General features: G+C 67.7%; 16 protein-coding genes. 6 read left to right on the top strand and 10 right to left on the bottom strand.

The window, feature by feature from the left end; all coding sequences use genetic code 11:
* Positions 1-255: 255 nt before the first annotated feature.
* Positions 256-567 carry a hypothetical protein gene (locus DL991_RS33820; protein ID WP_125788413.1) on the bottom strand — a complete coding sequence of 104 codons (312 nt, stop codon included), beginning with the start codon at positions 565-567 and terminating at the stop codon, positions 256-258.
* Positions 568-641: 74 nt separating this feature from the next.
* Here DL991_RS33820 and DL991_RS33815 point away from each other — a divergent pair, with 74 nt between their 5' ends.
* Positions 642-1,211, top strand: a complete 570-nt coding sequence (locus DL991_RS33815) for a DUF4291 domain-containing protein (RefSeq protein WP_125788412.1) — start codon at positions 642-644, stop codon at positions 1,209-1,211.
* Here the strand turns inward: DL991_RS33815 and DL991_RS33810 are convergent.
* Positions 1,208-1,474, bottom strand: a complete 267-nt coding sequence (locus tag DL991_RS33810; RefSeq protein WP_125788411.1) for a hypothetical protein — start codon at positions 1,472-1,474, stop codon at positions 1,208-1,210. The two genes, DL991_RS33815 and DL991_RS33810, sit on opposite strands and share 4 nt — an antisense overlap.
* 373 nt (positions 1,475-1,847) lie before the next feature.
* On the opposite strand from DL991_RS33810, the gene DL991_RS33805 reads away from it, so the two are divergent.
* The gene (locus DL991_RS33805; RefSeq protein ID WP_125788410.1) at positions 1,848-5,600 is read left to right on the top strand and encodes a multifunctional oxoglutarate decarboxylase/oxoglutarate dehydrogenase thiamine pyrophosphate-binding subunit/dihydrolipoyllysine-residue succinyltransferase subunit; all 3,753 of its coding nucleotides are present in this window, start codon (positions 1,848-1,850) and stop codon (positions 5,598-5,600) included.
* Between the two features lie 76 nt (positions 5,601-5,676).
* Here the strand turns inward: DL991_RS33805 and DL991_RS33800 are convergent, their stop codons facing one another.
* Together DL991_RS33800 and DL991_RS33795 are read right to left on the bottom strand one after the other, a co-directional pair.
* Positions 5,677-6,396, bottom strand: coding sequence for a hypothetical protein (locus tag DL991_RS33800; RefSeq protein WP_125788409.1), 720 nt, complete (start codon positions 6,394-6,396; stop codon positions 5,677-5,679).
* Between the two features lie 132 nt (positions 6,397-6,528).
* The gene (locus DL991_RS33795) at positions 6,529-8,094 is read right to left on the bottom strand and encodes a S8 family peptidase (protein WP_125788408.1); all 1,566 of its coding nucleotides are present in this window, start codon (positions 8,092-8,094) and stop codon (positions 6,529-6,531) included.
* 393 nt (positions 8,095-8,487) lie between these two features.
* Between DL991_RS33795 and DL991_RS33790 the strand changes: the two genes are divergently transcribed.
* Positions 8,488-9,003, top strand: a complete 516-nt coding sequence (locus tag DL991_RS33790; protein ID WP_125788407.1) for a GNAT family N-acetyltransferase — start codon at positions 8,488-8,490, stop codon at positions 9,001-9,003.
* Positions 9,004-9,080: 77 nt separating this feature from the next.
* Here the strand turns inward: DL991_RS33790 and DL991_RS33785 are convergent, their stop codons facing one another.
* From DL991_RS33785 to DL991_RS33770, 4 genes are read right to left on the bottom strand one after another with little or no spacing between them, the layout of a single operon-like run.
* Positions 9,081-9,980 carry an ABC transporter substrate-binding protein gene (locus tag DL991_RS33785; RefSeq protein ID WP_125788406.1) on the bottom strand — a complete coding sequence of 300 codons (900 nt, stop codon included), beginning with the start codon at positions 9,978-9,980 and terminating at the stop codon, positions 9,081-9,083.
* The gene (locus DL991_RS33780; RefSeq protein WP_125788405.1) at positions 9,977-10,666 is read right to left on the bottom strand and encodes an ABC transporter permease; all 690 of its coding nucleotides are present in this window, start codon (positions 10,664-10,666) and stop codon (positions 9,977-9,979) included. The genes DL991_RS33785 and DL991_RS33780 overlap by 4 nt, the downstream gene beginning before the upstream one ends.
* Complete coding sequence (locus DL991_RS33775; RefSeq protein ID WP_125788404.1) at positions 10,663-11,346, bottom strand: ABC transporter permease; 684 nt, start codon at positions 11,344-11,346, stop codon at positions 10,663-10,665. Before DL991_RS33775 ends, DL991_RS33780 begins: the two co-directional genes overlap by 4 nt.
* Positions 11,346-12,434: an ABC transporter ATP-binding protein gene (locus DL991_RS33770; RefSeq protein WP_125788403.1), complete on the bottom strand. Its 1,089-nt coding sequence runs from the start codon at positions 12,432-12,434 to the stop codon at positions 11,346-11,348. Before DL991_RS33770 ends, DL991_RS33775 begins: the two co-directional genes overlap by 1 nt.
* A gap of 236 nt (positions 12,435-12,670) precedes the next feature.
* Between DL991_RS33770 and DL991_RS33765 the strand changes: the two genes are divergently transcribed.
* Both DL991_RS33765 and DL991_RS33760 read left to right on the top strand, forming a co-directional pair.
* Complete coding sequence (locus DL991_RS33765) at positions 12,671-14,074, top strand: bis-aminopropyl spermidine synthase family protein (RefSeq protein WP_125788402.1); 1,404 nt, start codon at positions 12,671-12,673, stop codon at positions 14,072-14,074.
* Positions 14,075-14,151: 77 nt separating this feature from the next.
* Positions 14,152-14,916 (top strand): DUF4190 domain-containing protein, encoded by a 765-nt coding sequence (locus DL991_RS33760; protein ID WP_125788401.1) that lies wholly within the window; start codon positions 14,152-14,154, stop codon positions 14,914-14,916.
* Positions 14,917-15,012: 96 nt separating this feature from the next.
* Here DL991_RS33760 and DL991_RS33755 read toward each other — a convergent pair whose 3' ends face one another.
* Complete coding sequence (locus DL991_RS33755) at positions 15,013-16,188, bottom strand: NADP-dependent malic enzyme (protein WP_125788400.1); 1,176 nt, start codon at positions 16,186-16,188, stop codon at positions 15,013-15,015.
* Between the two features lie 377 nt (positions 16,189-16,565).
* Here DL991_RS33755 and DL991_RS33750 point away from each other — a divergent pair, with 377 nt between their 5' ends.
* Positions 16,566-17,183 (top strand): dTDP-4-dehydrorhamnose 3,5-epimerase family protein, encoded by a 618-nt coding sequence (locus DL991_RS33750; protein WP_125788399.1) that lies wholly within the window; start codon positions 16,566-16,568, stop codon positions 17,181-17,183.
* A gap of 278 nt (positions 17,184-17,461) precedes the next feature.
* On the opposite strand, the gene DL991_RS33745 is transcribed toward DL991_RS33750, so the two are convergent.
* Positions 17,462-19,069, bottom strand: coding sequence for a GMC oxidoreductase (locus tag DL991_RS33745; RefSeq protein ID WP_125788398.1), 1,608 nt, complete (start codon positions 19,067-19,069; stop codon positions 17,462-17,464).
* Positions 19,070-19,085: the final 16 nt, after the last annotated feature.

The raw sequence follows: 19,085 nt of genomic DNA, 5'->3' as shown, positions 1-19,085 counted from the left end.
CCTCCCCTCTCGCCTTCATCACTGTTCCGGGTGCGAGCCGGTTTCAGCGGCAGGCGAATACAGGTCCACCAGAACCGTCTTCACCACTCACGACGCCCGCCGCCGCTCACCAGGAACGCGACTCCGGCGGAGGCGTTGCGAAAGCCACTTTCGCAACCTTCAACGTTGCGAAAGTGGCTTTCGCAACCCCCACTTTTCGCCAGACCGCACCGGGCCGAGGTAGTCGCCCCCCCCGATCACGTCGCGCCAGCCCTCTCACCCAGCCGACAGATCCAGCTGGAACTGCGCCCCTGGAGCCGACGGCTCCCACCCCCGCACGAGCGCCAGCTGGATCGCGCGTTCGACGTCCGAAGGCAGCACGGCCTTCGACGGCACCCCCATGTAGTTCAACGGATGCGCGTGATCCGTCCGGACCACCAGCACCGCGCCCCGCACCCCCTCCAATTCCACCCCGTACGAAAGGAAGTACCCGCCGTCCTGTGCATAGGTGGGCTTCCGCCGGACGATCCACCGGTAAGCGATGTCGTCGACCACGATCCGTCGCGACCCCCTGCGCAGCAATGCCATGAAGCCAGCATGACTCCACGGACAAGGGAATTTCGGTCGCGCGTGAACCCCCGCACCTGGCACCCTCACGACAAATGAACGAAGAGATCCCGGCGCGGCAGATCCGTGCCGTGCACACCGAAACCACGGTCCGCGTCTATCAGGCGTACTCGCCTGCCATCGCCGACGCCGCAGTGAAGGCGGGCACGTTCGTGCCGCCGTTCAAACGCGAACGCATGACCTGGATCAAGCCGTCCTTCCTCTGGATGGCGTATCGCTGCGGCTGGGCCGCGAAGCCCGGCCAAGAACGCGTACTCGCCCTCGACATCACTCGCGAGGGTTTCGCGTGGGCGCTCGAACACGCGGCGCTAAGCCACTACGACCCCGACGTCCACCCCGATCGGAAGACGTGGCAGGACGAGGTCAAGACCAGCCCGGTCCGCATCCAGTGGGATCCGGAGCGCGGCATCCGGCTCGGCGCACTGAAGCACCGCTCGCTCCAGATGGGGCTGAGCGGCGAGGCCGTCGATCGCTATGTCGACAACTGGATCACGGCGGTCACCGACGTCACCTCGACCATGCGCGAGATCGGCGCCCTGGTCGCGGCGAACCGCATCGAACACGCCGAAGCGCTGCTACCCGCGGAGCGCCCGTACCCCGGCTAGGGCCGCCACTTGAGGCCGCTCATCCCGGCGACCTCGAGGTCCTGAGCCGAAGCCCACCGGACGGTCCCCGGCCGGACGTGCACCCCGGCCGTCACCGCCCAGTCCGGCTCGTCGGGCTCGACGTGCTCCATCTCCTTGAAGTCGGCGAACGTCGGCCAGACCGCCGAGCACGAGTCGCACATCAGCACGACCTTGCCGGACTCGGTGACCAGCGGGCGCACGCGCCCCTCGTCCCAGAACGACGGGCACTCGTCGAGCCACATCGGCTGCCACCACCTCGCGGGCGATCGGCGGCAGGCACGACACCGGCCGCATCGTCCACCCAGCGAAGCCCCCTGACGTGAACTACAGGCTGTCCGGGCACGACCAGCCGGCCAACCTTCACCGACGAAACAGTGACCTGACCTGCACAGACGGTGAAAACGACAGCAAAGGTCCCTTGCTCCCCCGAACGGCCGAGGGCCCGGACGGCACAGGACAGATTTTCGGTCTCTTGATCGAGACAGTGACCCATCACCTAGTGCGCCACGCCTCACACAGGCCAGTTCCATCACACGGCCGCGACCGAGGGGGTTAGCCTGGTAGGCGCATCAGCGGTGTTCAAGATCTCGAGACGGATAGAGGCGAGTCCAAGCCGTGTCCAGCAGCAGCCCTGCGTCACAATTCGGCCCCAACGAGTGGGTCGTCGAGGAAATGTACGACCAGTTCCTCGCCGACCCCAGCTCAGTCGATGCCGCCTGGCACGACTTCTTCGCGGACTTCAAGCCAACGCAGGCCGCGCAGACCAAGGCTGACGACGCGCGTCAGAACTCCGGAGACCCCGGCAACGAAGGCCCTGGCGCCAACGGCCAGGTCACCCACCCGTCGCCCCAGACAGTCCGCAACGCCGAGTCCACCGCGAAGCAGACCGCGCCGAAGAACGCCCCCGCGAAACCCGCACCGAAGACCGAGACGAAGGCCGCCGCGCCCGCGAAGGCCTCAGCGCCTGCGAAGGCGGCGGCGCCCAAGGCGGCCGAGAAGGCCCCGGCCAAGCCCGCCGAGAAGGACGCCGAACCGGAGTCGAAGCAGCTCCGTGGCGCCGCGGCCGCGATCGCGAAGAACATGGACGCCTCGCTGTCCGTGCCGACGGCCACGAGTGTGCGCGCGGTCCCGGCGAAGCTGATGGCCGACAACCGCATCGTCATCAACAACCACCTCAAGCGCACGCGCGGCGGCAAGATCTCCTTCACGCACCTCATCGGGTACGCGATGGTCCGTGCGCTGAAGAACTTCCCGAACATGAACCGGCACTACCAGCTGATCGACGGGAAGCCGTTCGCGATCACGCCGGAGCACGTGAACTTCGGTCTCGCGATCGACATGAAGGGCAAGGAAGGCTCCCGCACGCTCGTCGTGGCCTCCATCAAGGCCACCGAGAACATGACCTTCATGCAGTTCTGGCAGGCCTACGAGGAGATCGTCAAGAAGGCCCGCAACGGCAAGCTGACCGCCGACGACTTCGCCGGCACCACGATCTCGCTGACCAACCCCGGCGGCATCGGCACCAACCACTCGGTGCCGCGCCTGCAGGCGGGCCAGGGCGCGATCATCGGCGTCGGCGCCATGCAGTACCCGGCGCACTTCGAGGGCACCAGCGAGAAGGCCCTCGTCGACCTCGGCGTCTCGAAGATCATGACGCTGACCTCGACGTATGACCACCGCATCATCCAGGGCGCGGAGTCGGGCGAGTTCCTCAAGCGCATCCACGAGCTGCTGCTCGGCGAAGACGGCTTCTACGACGACGTCTTCACCAGCCTGCGCCTGCCCTACGAGCCGATCCGCTGGGTCGCCGACATCCCGGACGGCCCGGTCGACAAGACCGCGCGCGTGATCGAGCTGATCGACGCCTTCCGCATGCGCGGTCACCTGATGGCCGACACCGACCCGCTGAACTACCGGCAGCGCAGCCACGCCGACCTCGACGTCCTCTCCCACGGCCTGACCCTGTGGGACCTGGACCGCGAGTTCCCGGTCGGCGGCTTCGCCGGCCAGGAGCGGATGAAGCTGCGCGACATCCTCGGCGTGCTGCGCAACTCCTACTGCCGCACCGTCGGCATCGAGTACACGCACATCCTCGACCCCGAGGAGCGCCGCTGGATCCAGGATCGCGTCGAGGTCCCGCACGAGAAGCCGGACCCCGCGGTCCAGAAGTACGTGCTCTCGAAGCTGAACGCCGCCGAGGCGTTCGAGACGTTCCTTCAGACCAAGTACGTCGGTCAGAAGCGGTTCTCCCTCGAAGGCGGCGAGACCGCGATCCCGCTGCTCGACACGCTGCTGGACAAGGCGGCCGAGTACGAGCTCGACGAGGTCGTCGTCGGTATGCCGCACCGCGGCCGCCTGAACGTGCTCGCGAATATCGTCGGCAAGCCGATCGCGCAGATCTTCCAGGAGTTCGAGGGCAACCTCGACCCCGGCCAGGCGCACGGCTCCGGTGACGTGAAGTACCACCTCGGCGCCGAGGGCAAGTACTTCCGCATGTTCGGCGACGGCGAGACCAGGGTGTCGCTGACCGCGAACCCGTCACACCTGGAGACCGTCGACCCGGTCCTAGAAGGCATCGTCCGCGCGAAGCAGGACATCCTCGACAAGGGCGGCGAAGGCTTCACCGTCCTCCCTGTGCTGATGCACGGCGACGCCGCTTTCGCCGGCCAGGGTGTCGTGGCCGAGACGCTGAACCTGGCGCTGCTGCGCGGCTACCGCACCGGCGGCACCGTGCACCTCATCATCAACAACCAGGTCGGCTTCACCACCGCGCCGGAGAACTCGCGGTCGAGCCAGTACGCCACCGACGTCGCGAAGATGATCGGCTCGCCGATCTTCCACGTGAACGGCGACGACCCCGAGGCCGCGCACTGGGTGGCCAAGCTGGCCGTCGACTACCGCCAGGCGTTCCACAAGGACGTCGTGATCGATTTGATCTGCTACCGCCGCCGCGGCCACAACGAGGGCGACGACCCCTCGATGACGCAGCCGGCGATGTACGACATCATCGACACGAAGCGTTCGGTCCGGAAGACCTACACCGAATCGCTGATCGGCCGCGGCGACATCTCCGTCGAAGAGGCCGAGGCCGCGTTGCGCGACTTCTCCAGCCAGCTGGAGCACGTGTTCAACGAGGTCCGCGAGCTGGAGAAGCACCCGGCGAAGGCCAGCCCCTCGGTCGAGGAGGAGCAGCAGGTCCCGGCCAAGGTGCCCACCGCGACCACCGCCGAGGTCATCGAGCACATCGGCGACGCGTTCCTCAACGTGCCCGAGGGCTTCACCCCGCACCCGCGGGTCAAGCCGGTCATGGAACGCCGCCACAAGATGTCCCGCGAAGGCGGCATCGACTGGGCGTTCGGCGAGCTGCTCGCCTTCGGTTCGCTGGCCATGGAGGGCCGCCTGGTGCGGCTGTCCGGCCAGGACTCGCGCCGAGGCACCTTCACCCAGCGCCACTCGGTGCTGATCGACCGCAAGACCGGCCAGGAGTACTCGCCGCTGGCCAGCCTGGCCGACGGCCAAGGCCGCGTGATGATCTACGACTCGGCGCTGTCCGAGTACGCGGCGGTCGGCTTCGAGTACGGCTACTCGGTGGCCAACTCCGAAGCGCTGGTCATGTGGGAAGCGCAGTTCGGTGACTTCGTCAACGGCGCGCAGACCGTCATCGACGAGTACATCTCCTCCGGTGAGGCCAAGTGGGGCCAGCTCTCCGACGTCGTGCTGCTGCTGCCGCACGGCCACGAAGGCCAGGGCCCGGACCACACCTCCGGCCGCATCGAGCGTTTCCTCTCGCTGTGCGCGGAAGGCTCGATGACCGTCTCGGTGCCGTCGACCCCGGCGAACTACTTCCACTTGCTCCGCCGTCACGCCCTCGACGGAGTCAACCGGCCGCTGGTGGTCTTCACCCCCAAGTCGATGCTGCGCAACAAGGCGGCGACTTCGCAGGTCGAGGACTTCACCGGCCAGTCGAAGTTCATGTCGGTCATCGACGACGCCGTCGTCGACCCGTCGAAGGTGCGCAAGGTGCTCCTGACCTCGGGCAAGCTCTACTGGGAGCTGGTGGCCGAGCGGACGAAGCGCGAGGCGAACGACATCGCGATCGTGCGGGTCGAGCAGTACTACCCGCTGCCGAAGAAGAAGCTGCTGGCGGCGCTCGAGCGCTACAACGGCGCTCCCGCGGTCTGGGTCCAGGAGGAGCCGGAGAACCAGGGTGCGTGGCCGTTCTTCGGCCTGAACCTGCCGCGGAAGCTCCCGGAGGTGTTCTCCAGCCTGGACGTCGTGTCGCGTCGCCCGATGGCGGCCCCGTCGGCCGGTTCGTCCAAGGTGCACGAGGTCGAGCAGAAGGCGCTGATCGCGCGGGCCTTCGACTGATCGCCTAGAAGTACATGAAGGCCCCCTTCCTTGCGCCAGACGCAAGGAAGGGGGCCTTCATGTACTTCGGGGGAAGCTAGCCGATCGCCTCGGAGGTCGCCTTGGCCAGCTTCAGCGCGTTCTCCTTGCACACCGTCTGGTTGACGGTCGCGGACGCGTCGGGGCCGGTCACGATGATCTCGCCCTCGACGTTGCCCTGGTAGAACTTGATCTGGCACTGGCTCGGCGAGTCGAGCTTGGTGTGCACGGCTTTGGTCGACTTCGCCATGCTGGGGATGAGCACGCCGCCATCGGTCACGGCGTTCTCGACACTCGCCTTCGCCCAGGCCTCACCGGCGCCCGACCCCGGCTCCTTCGACTTCGACAGGTACATCACGACGGTCGCAGAAGGCGCGTTGGGCTCACGCCAGCTGCACGACGAGCGGGTGTAGGTGATGTCGTCGTTCGACGTGCTCGCCGGCTCCTCGCCCTTCGGCGTTTCGAGCGGCGGCAGGTTCCGAATCTTGCTTCCGATCTTCTCGCAACCGGGCATGGAGGTGTACTTGTCCGGCGGACCGGTCTTCTTGGACGACGTCGGCGCCGCGGTCGGCGACGAACCGGAGTCGTCGGACAACAGCAGGAAGGCCGCGACCCCGCCACCGCCGAGCAGCACCACCGCGCCGATGACGAGCCCGACGATGAGTCCGGTGTTCGACTTCTTGGGCGGCGGCCCGTATCCGGGTGGCGGATACCCCGGATATCCCTGCGGCGGATACGGCTGCTGAGGTCCCTGCTGATAGGGCGGTCCGGGCTGCATGCGGAGAGGGTAAAGCCTCGCGAAGGTCCTTAGTGGACGAACGTCGCAACTGGGCGCCGAATCACTCTCCGGATACGTGAAGGCCCCCTTCCCAGCAGGAGGAAGGGGGCCTTCACGTACTCCAGATATGGATCAGACGGTCAGCGACCAGCTGTTGAGCGAGCCGGTGTCGATCCGGTACACGTCCTGCACCTTCAGCTTCCAGGCGCCGTTCGCGGCCTCGGTCGAGACGTTGGCGGTGTAGGTGGTGTTGATGTTGTCGGACGAGTCGTTGCTCGAACCCTTCAGGCGGTACGAGCTGCCGTCCGGCGCGACCAGGTCGATGACGAGGTCACCGACGTAGGTGTGCGTGATGTTCACCGCGACCTTGGTGGTGGCCGAGGCGTTGCGGGCGCAGTTCGCGACGGTGATCGTGCTGGTCACCGCGGCACCGGCGTCGGGGATGGCGACGACGCCGCTGTTGGTCTGCGTGCCACAAGGCGTGGGCTCGGGGCCGGGGCCACCGTCGGTGCCGGTGTAGAGCAGCACGTTCGGCGAACCGGTGCCCGGGTTGGTCACCTTGTCCTTGGTGCCGTTGGCGACCAGCGCGTCACGGACCTGCTTCGGCGTGGCCGTCGGGTTGGCGGAGGCGTACAGGGCCGCCGCGCCGACGACGTGCGGGGTCGCCATCGAGGTACCGCTGATGGTGTTGGTGCCGTTGTTCAGCCACGTCGACGTGATGCCGCTGCCCGGCGCGAAGATGTCGAGGCAGGTGCCGATGTTGGAGAAGCTGGACCGCGCGTCCGTGTTCGTCGTCGAGCCGACGGTGATCGCTTCCGGGGTACGGGCGGGCGAGGTGTTGCAGGCGTTGGCGCCGTTGTCGTTACCGGCCGCGAGACCGTAGGTGATGCCTGCCGCGATCGACCGCTGGACGGCCTGGTCGAGGGTGGTCGACGCGCCGCCGCCGAGGCTCATGTTCGCGACGGCGGGCTTGACGGCGTTCGCGGTCACCCAGTCGACACCGGCGATGACGCCGGCGGTCGTACCGGAACCGGAGCAGTTCAGCACGCGGACGGCGACGAGCTTGACGCCCTTGGCCAGACCGTGCGCGGTACCGCCGATGGTGCCGGCGACGTGGGTGCCGTGACCCTGGCAGTCCGTGGCGTCGTTGTCGTTGTCGACGGTGTCACGGCCGTGGGTCGCGCGCCCGCCGAAGTCGGGGTGCGTGGTGAGGATGCCGGTGTCGACGACGTACGCGGTGACGTTCGACGCCGTGGTGCTGTAGCTGTACTTCTGGTTGAGCGGAAGGCTCTGCTGGTCGACCCGGTCCAGGCCCCACGACGGCGGGTTCAGCTGGTCCGCCGAGATCGAGACGGTCTGGTTCTGCTCCACGTAGGCGACCGCGGGGTCGGCGGCGACACGCTTCGCCTGCTTTTCGGTCAGCGCACCGGAGAAACCACGGACCGAAGACGCGAAGGTCTTCTCGACCGTGCCGCCGTGGCGCTGGGTCACGCTCTTCGCGGTGGCTTCGACCGACGAGCCGTCCTTCAGCACGACGATGTAGCTGTCCTTGATCGCCTTGTCGCTACCCGCGTTGACGATCGAACCCTCCGCCGCCGACGCGACGGTGGTGCCGCCCAGCGCCGTCAGCACGGCGACGGCCGCGGCCACACCGAAGGCGGGCAGTCGTCTCTTCAAGGTTCCCAGGGAATTGTTCAAGATATTCCTCCCAGGCAGGGTCGACCCACGGGCATGAAATGGCCCGCCGGATCGTTGGGGTGACTCAGAGGTGAAGCGCGTTCCACTTAGGAGCGCAGGCTGAGACTAAGTCGCCGATTCACCCCAAGGAAGACCTTGCATTACGGACATCCCGGTAGTAATGGACGTCGCGTCGACGCAGTTCGGGCACCGTTCAGCCCCCGCCTTTAGTCGCGTTTTGCGCCCGTACGGCCCACGAAGAATTGGGGATCCGCACATCCAGTGGTCGCTTTCCGGCCCCCCGGCCGTTTCAGTGGCGTGGAAGTACACACGGATGGCCGCCTACTAAAGTCGCGACCTGGCCGGGCGGAAATCGATTTCCATCCTACCTTCGGATGGAGCACACTCGGGCGCATGCTGCTCCGACAGGAAATCCCGGCCGACAGCGAGGCCATCCACGCGGTACATCTGGCCGCGTTCGCGAAACTCAGTGTCCCGGTGGTCGAGGCGAAACTCGTCGATGAACTGCGGGAGGACGGCGACCTGATCGGCGCACTGTCCATCGTGGCCGAACGCGACGGGAAGGTCGCCGGGCATGTCTGCTGCAGCCCGGCCAAGCTCGGCTCCGACGAGAAGTCGACGGTGGGCCTCGGTCCGCTCGGTGTCCTGCCCGAGTACCACGCCTCCGGCATCGGCTCCGCGCTCGTGCACGCGGTTCTCGGCGCGGCGGACGCCCTCGGCTACGGCGCCGTCGTCCTGCTTGGCGACCCGAACTACTACTCCCGCTTCGGCTTCGTACTCGCCGCACAGCACGGGATCACGCCCCCTGTCGCCGAATGGGCGCCGCACTTCCAGGTCCGCCCCCTTCGCGCGTACACGCCCGACCTCCAGGGCGAGTTCCGCTACTCCCCCGCCTTCGACCGCCTCTAGCCCCTATCGCGATTCGGCACCTGGTTGCGGTCGTTCGTTAGCCGAACTATCGCAACCAGGTGCCGAATTGCGGGGGGTCAGGCGGGCGCGAGGAGGTTGTTCCGGCGCAGGAACTCCTCGGCGACGTCGAGCGGGTTGCGCTTCTCCTCGCTGAACTGGACGTTCAACTCGGTCAATTGATCGGTCGTGAGCGCCGCCGAAACCCGGTTCAGCGCGTCGACCTCCTTCGGCGACAACGTCCCCTTCGCCGCGAGGGGCACGATGTTCTGCGCGGGGAACATGTTCTTGTCGTCCACCAGCGGTACGAACCCGTTCGCGGCGATCGACGAAGACGTGCTGAACAGGTCGGCGACCTGGATGTCGCCGGACTTCAACGCGGCGACCGTGACCGGGCCGCCGGTGTCGGTCGTGCGGATCTCCGCGAACTCACAGCCGTAGAGCGTCTTGATCTTGTCCTTCCAGCGGCTGCTCCACTGACCGGGACCGCCGAGCACGAGTTCCTTGCACCGCTTGCCGAGGTCGGAGAAGGTCCGCACCCCGGAATCGGCGAGTTCCTTACGCACCACCAGCAGGTCCTTGTCCTCCGCGGGCGCCTGTTCGAGGACTTCGAACCCGGACGGCAGTTTCTGCTTCAGCTGCGCGTAGACGTCCTGCGGGGTGGTGGCCTGCGTGTCCTTGTCGAAGTAGCGCAACAGGTTCCCGCTGTAATCCGGTACGACCGAAAGCGATTTGTCCTGCAGTGCCTTGACGACGACCTCGCGGCTGCCGACCGGCGGGCGCACGGTGACGTTCTCCGCGCCCGCGTTGCGCAGCGCGCCCGCGTAGATCTGGGCCAGCAGAAGGCTTTCCCCGACGTCGGACGCGCCGATGATGATGTCACCGGTCGCACCGCCCTCGGCTCCGCCGGCGAGCGGGTTGCCACAGCTCGCCGTGAGCAAAGCGATCCCGGCGAACAGCGCCGCCACCCTCCGCCTCATGCCTTCGCCTTCTTCCCGCTCGCGGCCTGCGCCAGCCGAACTCCCTTGGGCACCAGCAGCCGCTGGACGCCCGCCAGCACCAGATCCAGCACGACGGCCAGCAACGTCGTCAGGAGCGCGCCCGCGACCACCTGCGGATAGTCCAAAATGGCCAGTCCGTCGAGCAGGAACCGGCCGAGCCCGCCGAGCCCGACGTAAGCGGCCACGGCGGCCGTGGCCACCAGTTGCAGCACCGAGTTCCGCACCCCACCGAGCACCAGCGGCAGCGAGATGGGCACCTCGACCTTCCACAACCGTTGCCAGCCGGTCATTCCGATGCCCTGCGCCGCGTCGACCAAGCCGTGGTCGGTCGCCTGCAAGCCCGCGTACGTCCCGGCGAGGATCGGTGGGATGGCGAGCACCACGAGCCCGATGATCGTCGAGAGCTCGCTTTCGGTGAAGAGCAGGAACAGGAAGGTCACCAGCCCCAGCGTCGGCAGCGCGCGGATCGCGTTGCCGCCGCTCACCAGCAGCACCGCGCCGCGACCGGTGTGCCCGACGTAGAGCCCGAGCGGGATCGCGATGATCAGCGCGAAGACCAGCGCCAGCGCCGTGTAGCCGAGATGCTGCAGCAGCCGGGCCGGGACGCCGTCCGTGCCCTGCCAGTGGGCCGGATCCCCGAACCAGTTCAGGACGTCGCCGATCATTTCGCCCCCGCCGTGGTCGCCACCCGGTCCCAGGGTGTGAGGAGATTGCGGAGCTGCACCAGCAGCAGGTCGACGACCAGCGCGAGCAGCAGCGTCGCGACGATCCCGACGACGATCGGCGAGAAGTACTCTCGCTGGAATCCGTCGGTGAACAGCACGCCGAGCCCGCCGGTGCCGATCAGCGCGCCGACGCTGACCAGGCTGATGTTGCTGACCGAGGCCACCCGGACGCCCGCCGCGAGCACCGGCACCGCAAGCGGCAGCTCCACGGCGAGGAAGCGGCGCGCGGGTTTGTAGCCGACGGCCGTGGCCGCGGCGACGACGTGCGGCGGGACCGCGTCGAGCGCGTCCAGCACCGGGCGCACGAGCAGTGCGGCGGTGTAGACGGTGAGCGCCACGATGACGTTGACGCTGTCGAGGATCTTCGAACCGATGATGCCCGGGATCACCACGAACAAGGCGAGCGACGGGATCGTGTACAGCAGGTTCGACACCACCAGCAGCACGGAACGTGCCGCGGCGAACCGGTGGCCGAGCCAGCCCGCCAGCACCGCGATCAGCAGGCCCAGCACCAGCGGGACCAGCGAGAGATAGATGTGGTCGAGCAGGTCGCCGAAGAACTGCGAGCGGTTGTTGGCGCTGCCCAGGTAACGACCGAGCTCCGCGAAGAAGTCGCCCATCAGGAGCTCAGCGACGGCGTTTCGATCACTTGGAGGACTTGCTGGGCTCTGACCACGCCGACGACCTTTTGGTCGGCGTCGACCACGACACCGAGGCTCGCGGGCGAGGAAAGCGCCGCGTCGAGCGCGCCGCGGATCGGTGAACCCTGGACGTAGAGCGACCCGCCCGCGACCAGGTCGGTCTCGGCGAGCTCCCCGTCCACAGTGGACCCGGGGCGCAGCCAGCCGCGCGGCTGTCCGTCGGCGTTGACCGCCACCCGCCACTCGTCGGCCGGTCCCGGGGCGGGCTTGCCGACCTCGACCCGCTTGACCTCTTCGACGACGATCCCTTCCGCCGACAGGAACGAAAGCCCGCGATAACCGCGGTCCTTGCCCACGAACGAAGCGACGAAGTCGTCGACGGGATGACGCAACACCTCGGACGGCGTGCCGTACTGCGCGAGCACCCCGCCGACGCGGAGCACCGCGATCTTGTCGCCGAGCCGCACGGCCTCGTCGATGTCGTGGGTGACGAACACGATCGTCTTCCCCAGCTGTGACTGAAGGCGCAGCAATTCGTCCTGCAGTTCCTCGCGGACGATCGGGTCGACGGCGGAGAACGGCTCGTCCATCAGCAGCACCGGCGAATCCGCCGCGAGCGCCCTGGCGACCCCGACGCGCTGCTGCTGGCCGCCGGAAAGCTGGGCGGGGTAGCGCTTGCCGAGTTCCGCGGGCAGGCCGACGGTTTCGAGCAGTTCGGCGGCACGTTTGCGCGCCTTGCCCTTGTCCCAGCCGGACAGCAGCGGCACGGTCGCGACGTTGTCGAGGACTGTCCTGTGTGGAAAGAGGCCGGCGTGCTGGATGACGTAACCGATGCCGCGTCGCAGCAGCGCCGGGTCGCCTTCGCTGACGTCCTTGCCGTCGAGCAGTACCGTGCCCGAAGTCGGCTCGACCATGCGGTTGATCATCCGCAGCGACGTGGTCTTGCCGCAGCCGGACGGCCCGACGAAGACGGTGATGGTGCCGTCCTCCACGGTGAGGTTCAGGTCGTCGACCGCGACCGTCCCGTCCGGATACCGCTTCGTCACGCCACGGAACTCGATAGTCACGCGTCTCTCCCCATGTCTGGTCGAAAAACCGTAGCCCACATCCTGCCTGTTGGCACGGTGTCTCGAGGGGCGGGTCACCAGGCCGTGTCCGGTGAGACACGCTCGATGGCTTCGTGATCCAGGTGGTTCCTGGCGGTGCGGCCGGATCGGCCTCGTACCGGGTTCGTACTCGGCCGCATCCGCCCGTGCCGTCAGACCGCGAGCGTGTCTCACCGGACACGGCCTAGGCTGCTGGCGTGAGTTCCTCCGTCGATGACGTCTTCGCGGCGCACGGTGTCCACGTGCGACCGCTCCATCAGGTGATTTCCCTGCTCCGGACGGATTGGCGTGATCTCGGCGAACTGGTCCGGCTCAGCACCGCGCCACGCCGGAGTGTCGAAGACGTCCTGAACGCGCTCGGCGACGACCTCGAGCGGAACGAGTCCCGCGTCCGGCTCGCCCCCGCCACCCGGGAGAAGTACGCGCGCTTCGAGGCACGGGACCGGAAATCCGATCCCGACCTGCTGAAGACCATCACCAGCTACGTCGAGAACGTACCGGCGCCGCTGGCCGCGCTCGACCACGTGCAGGCGACGCCCGAAACCGTGCTGAACCGGGCACTGTGGCTGGACGAACGCTACGACCTCGCGACGGCGAAGCTGCTGTTCCTGGGTGACCATGACCTCACTTCGCTGGCCGTACGCGCGTTGCGACCCGACGCGGACCTCACCGTCGTCGACCTCGACGATCGTGTCCTGGCCTACATCGACGAACTCAGCGAGCGGTCGATCCGCACCCTGCACACGGATCTGCGCGTCGGCCTGCCACCCTCGGTGACCGGGCGGATGGATCTCGTGTTCAGTGATCCGCCTTACACCCCCGAAGGAATGGGCTTGTTCGCGGCGCGCGGGGTCCAGGCGCTCAGCGAACCGTCAGAGGGGCGACTGCTGCTCGCCTACGGTTACAGCCCGCGCCATCCCGCGCTGGGCGCGCAGGTGCAGCGCGCGCTCGCGACGCTCGGCCTGACCTTCGAAGCGATCCTGCCGGACTTCAACCGGTACTTCGGCGCGCAGGCGATCGGGAGCGCGGCGGACCTCTACGTCTGTCAGCCGACCGCGAAGTCGAAGAAGAACCGTGGCGGCAAGGGAAAGGCCGCGATCTACACCCACGGCCCGCAGTCGGTGGAATCCGCGGGCGCGGCCAAGCCGTCGCTGCTGGACAAGCTGCACGAAACCGCCACGGAGGGCGGGCTGGCGCTGGAGTCGCGACCGGTCGACTGGTCCGTTTCCGGGCCGGAGGGTGACGCGGTCGCGATGGATCTTTCGGCCGACCCCGGCCCGTGGCTGCTGCGGACCCTGCTGGGCACCAACGCACGACGGCTGGCGCTGCTGCTCCCGAACTCGCATCCCGACCTGACGAACGCCGAAGCTCAGGGCGCGCTCAATCGGCTGGTCGGGGCGAAATACAAGCTGCGCCTGCTGCGGAGCACCCCGGACAACCGGCACGCCATCGTCGTCGCGGACGCCGTCGAGCACCCGGACGAACTCCTGACCCGTGCGCACGCGCGGCTCGCGAACGTGTCGCTGGACGTGCCGTCGGACCTCACGGACGCGCGGCTGATCGACCTGCCGCGGCACCGGCTGGCGGAACTGCTCGGCTGAGCGGCGCTTCCGGCCGTTGTGTCGGCTGTGGCAGTTGTGTCATCGGAACTTCATGGGCTCTTCCTAGGTTCGGTCCCATGAACGAACCGCGCGGACCTCAAGGCCCGGCAATGCCGATCGCGCAGCCGTACGGGTACGCCTACCCGCCCGGTCTTCCGCCGCACCACCCCAAGACCAGTGGCCTGGCGATCACCACCCTCGTACTGGGCGTGGCCGGTTGCCTGGCGCTGCCGTTGCTGCCCGCGATCATCATCGGCATCATCGCGCTCACCCAGACCGGACCGGGGAAGCGGCCGGGCCGGGGCCTGGCGATCGGCGGCCTCGCGGCGGCCGGCTTCTGGGCCGTCGGCTGGATCGCCTTACTCGGGAACACCATGGGGAACCCGGACCGCTACACCGCGAGCCCGCCGGGCGCCCCGAGCCCGTCGAGCGCGAGTTGCGCGACCCCGCCGTCCGGCCACGCCAACATTTGCACCTTGAAGCCGGGAGATTGCTTGCGACAGCCCGTGGCCTCTGCCACGAGCGTCGAACTCACCGCGTGCGGGAGCCCGCACACCACCGAGGTGATCGGAGCCTTCACCGCGACGGACGGCCCCTGGCCCAGTGGCGCAGACCTGAAAGCGGAAGCCTTGGACCACTGTCAGCGGATCCTGGCCAAGAACGTGGACAAGCCGCGACTCGACGCGGAAGGTGTCTACACCGATCTGGGCTACTTGAAGCCGGAGCGCGAGCCCTGGAAGCACGGGGTGCGCACCGTCTTCTGCACGCTCGTCTCGCCCGGCTCACAGCTGACCGATTCCGCGCTCGTCCCCGGCGCCGATCTGTCCATCCCTACCGGCTGACGTGCGCACCCCCCACACGCTATGAAAGGCCCCTTCATTGCGAATTTTGCAATGAAGGGGCCTTTCATAGCGCTTGAGCAAGCGTGAAAGGGACCGTCACACCACGCCGTCGGCCTCGGCGGCCTTCGCGACGGCCGCGGCCACCTCGGGCGCGACCCGCGGGTCCAGCGGGCTCGGGACGATCCGGTCCGGGCCGAGGTCGTCCTGCGCGACGGCGAAGATCGCTTCGGCCGCGGCCAGCTTCATGTTCTCCGTGATCGCCCGCGCACCCGAGTCCAGCGCGCCGCGGAAGACACCGGGGAAGGCCAGCACGTTGTTGATCTGGTTCGGGTAGTCGCTGCGCCCGGTCGCCACGATCTTGGCGTACCGCGACGCCACGGCCGGGTGAACCTCCGGGTCCGGGTTCGACAGCGCGAACACGATCGCGTCGTCGGCCATCCCGGCCAGCAGAGTCTCGTCGATGGTCGCCCCGGACAGGCCCAGGAAGACGTCGGCGCCCTTCAGCGCCTCACCGAGGCCGCCGCGCAGACCGGCCGTGTTGGTGGTCTCGGCGAGCTTCTGCTTGATCGGGTTCAGGCCCTCGCGGCCTTCGTGGATGATGCCGCGCGAGTCGAGCACGGTGACGTCCGCGACACCGGCGTTCTGCAGGATCCTGGCGCAGGCCACTCCCGCCGCGCCCGCTCCCGAGACGACCACGCGCTGGCCGGAGATGTCCTTGCCGAGGACCTGGTTCGCCCCGCGCAGCGCGGCCAGCGTGACGATCGCCGTGCCGTGCTGGTCGTCGTGCATGACCGGGCAGTCGAGGGCCTCCTTGAGGCGGTCCTCCAGTTCGAAGCAGCGCGGCGCCGAGATGTCCTCCAGGTTCACCGCGCCGTACGACGGACGCAGCCGGACCAGGGTCTCGATGATCTCGTCGACGTCGGTGGTGTCGAGCACCAGCGGGATCGAATCGAGCCCGCCGAAGGTCTTGAACAGGACCGACTTGCCCTCCATGACCGGCAGCGAAGCGCTCGCGCCGATGTCACCGAGGCCGAGCACCGCCGTACCGTCGCTGACCACAACGACCAGCCTGTCCGCCCACGTGTACCGCTTCGCCTTGGTCGCGTCCTCTGCGATAGCACGGCTCACCTTCGCCACCCCAGGCGTGTACGCGACCGCGAGGTCACGGGGCGAGGAGATCGGGCGCGTCGCGGCCACGGAGAGCTTGCCGCCCTCGTGGCCCTCGAAGATCTCGGTGTCCGTCACTGGCGTGGTCATCGTGGTTCCCGTCATTGCTTCCGCCGTGTCTAAGGACGGCGAAGTCTCGATTCGAGCGAAGGTCATGGGATTCTCCTGGGACTGCGAGCGGGGGAACTGGCCGGTGAGCAGGCCAAAACTGGGCATGGCCCGGCCACCTGGGGTAACTCGTCCTCCGACACGGCAGCCCAGCGCGGTAGCGCCGGCCTGTCGGCGAAGCGTCCAATCGGCCATCGGTGCCGTGGGTGTGGCGACGGCCGCGGACGCAGCGGTCAGATCATTGTGACAGGCATGCGGACCAGTGTGCCCCTCTGGTGCGGTTGATGTCACAAACGGGCCCGGCTTTCCGCAGCTCACCGGAGGTTTCGCAAGACGTCCATCCGGTTTGGGAACGCCTCGTTAGCATGGAGGCCATGCAAGCCAGGCGCCTCGGCATCCCCGACTGTTTCGAGTTCACCCCGCACGTTTTCCCCGATCACCGCGGCCTGTTCGTGGCGCCGTTCCAGGAAGAGGTGTTCGTCGAAACGGTCGGGCACCGGCTTCGGCTGGGGCAGACCAACACCAGCGTCTCGCGGCGCGGTTCCATCCGCGGCGTGCACTTCGCCGACACGCCGCCCGGGCAGGCGAAATACGTGTACTGCCCGAGCGGTTCGCTGCTCGACATCATCGTCGATCTCCGGGTCGGCTCGCCCACGTTCGGCGAATGGGCGTCCGCAGTGCTCGACAGCGCCGAATACAAAGCGGTCTACATCGCCGAAGGCCTCGGCCACGCCTTTATGGCGCTCGAAGACGAAACGGTCATGGCCTACCTCTGTTCCGAGCCGTACAACCCGGCGGGCGAGCACGGTGTCAACCCGATGGACAGCGATCTCGCGCTGCCATGGCCACCGGACATCGAACCTGTGGTGTCCGAAAAGGACACCGCCGCGCCCCATCTGAAAGAGGCCTTGGAGCAGGGGTGGCTGCCGCGATACGACGATTGCGTGGCGCACTACGAGACGTTGCGGGCCGCGAACCGAGTCGAGAGGTAAGGCGAAGGTGGCAGGTTGCGAAAGCCACTTTCGCAACCTTCAACGTTGCGAAAGTGGCTTTCGCAACGTCGGGTGCAGGGGTGCGGTAGCGAAGGGGCCTTCGCTACTCCGGTGCCTTCGCGGAACCCATGGTCGCGATGTGTCGCGAAAGCCACTTTCGCGACACCTGGGTGCCCCACGGTCGCGAGCGAATCCCCGCGACCCGATACCCCTCGATAGAACCCAAATCGCCACTCACGACCCCCGGCACCGACCACCCCACTTCGCCCTTCGGGTCGCTAGCGCGCCAAGTCCTCCCGCAGCACCCGTTCCACGTTCCGCTCGGCCAGCGCGGTGATCGTGACGAACGGATTCACCCCGGTACTGCCCGGGATCAGCGATCCGTCGGTCACGTAGAGGTTCCGATAGCCCTTCACCCGGCCGTACGGGTCGGTGGCCTCACCCAGCACCAATCCACCCAGCGGGTGATAGGTGAACCGGTTCTCGAACGACCGCGTATCCCCGAACAGGTCACTCCGGTAGATCGTGCGATTCGCGCGGTTGACCTTGTCGAACAACGACTTCGCCGCGTCGATCGACGGCTGTCCCTGCGCCGCGTTCCATCGCAGCCGCGCGGAGTCGGTGGCGGCGTCGTAGGTGAAGTGGCCGCGTTCGGGATTCTTCGTGATCGCCAGGTACAGGCTCAGCCAGGTCTCGATTCCGGCGGGCACCGGCGCGACCTCGGCGAAGACCGGGTTCACCGGGTCGTCCCACGCGTCGATGCCGAGCGCGGGCATCCCCGATTGAAGCGATCCGCCGAGATCCCACGCGTGGTTGGCGCGGCCCAGCATCACGTTGCCGTTGGTGCTCCAGCCGCGGCCGACCTCGTCGTTCAGTCCGGGCAGCGTCCCGGTTTCCCGCGCCCGCACGAGCAGTTCCGTCGAACCGAGGCTGCCGGCGCCGAGGAACAGGTACTTCGCGCCGAGTTGTTTCCTTGCCACGACCACGCCGTCTTCCGTGGTCTCGTGCACGGTGAGGACGTAGGTGCCGTCGGTCTGGCGGGTGATCCCGCGGACCTGGTGCAGCGTCTCGATGGTCACGTTCCCGGTGCCCAGCGCGGCCGCGAGGTAGGTCTTGTCGAGGGAACGTTTGCCGTGGTTGTTGCCGTAGATGACCTCCGACGCGAGCGCCGACCGCGGCACCGTGCCGTCTTCTTCCCGCTTCATGTACTCGAAGTCGTAGACGCTGGGCACGAACACCGTTTTGAGTCCCGCTCGCGCGGCCGCCTTCCGGGAAACCCTTGCGTAGCGGTAAGAACGGCAGGTCTCGAACCACCGCTGATCGATGTGGTTCACCCCGAGGGCCCGGTTGGCCCGGGGAAAGTACGTCCCGTACATCTCGTCGGCGTCGACGGCGGGCAGGATCTCCTCGAAGTACGACCGCTTCGGTGTCACGGCCATCGCGCCGTTGACCAGCGACCCGCCGCCGACCCCTCGTCCGACGTAGACGGACATGTCGCCGTGGTTCACCCTGTCGAGGACTCCGGGATAACGCTTGATGTCGCGGTTGGCCACATCCATCCACAGGAAGGAGGCGAGCGGGGCCTGTGTGCGGTCCTTGAACCACATGGCCCGCCGGTCCGGCCGGAGCATGTCGCAGAAGACCTTGCCGTCCGGTCCGGGGTCGGCCCACAACTTGCCCATTTCGAGCATGACCGTGGGAATCCCGGCTTCGCCGAGGCGAAGCGCCGTGACCGCGGCGCCGTAACCGGTGCCGACGACCACGGCCGTCGAGAAACCAGGAGACGATTCCCGGGCCTGTGCGGTGGAAATCGTGGTGAGTCCGAGAGCCACGGCGGAGTTGAGCGCGGTGTACCCGAGGAACTTGCGGCGCGACAGTGGGGACATGGGCCGATGATCGCCC

The sequence above is a fragment of the Amycolatopsis sp. WAC 01375 genome (assembly GCF_003947325.1).
Taxonomy (GTDB): Bacteria; Actinomycetota; Actinomycetes; order Mycobacteriales; family Pseudonocardiaceae; genus Amycolatopsis.
Note: the sequence above shows the minus strand (reverse complement) of the source record. Positions and strands in the feature narration are given on the sequence as shown.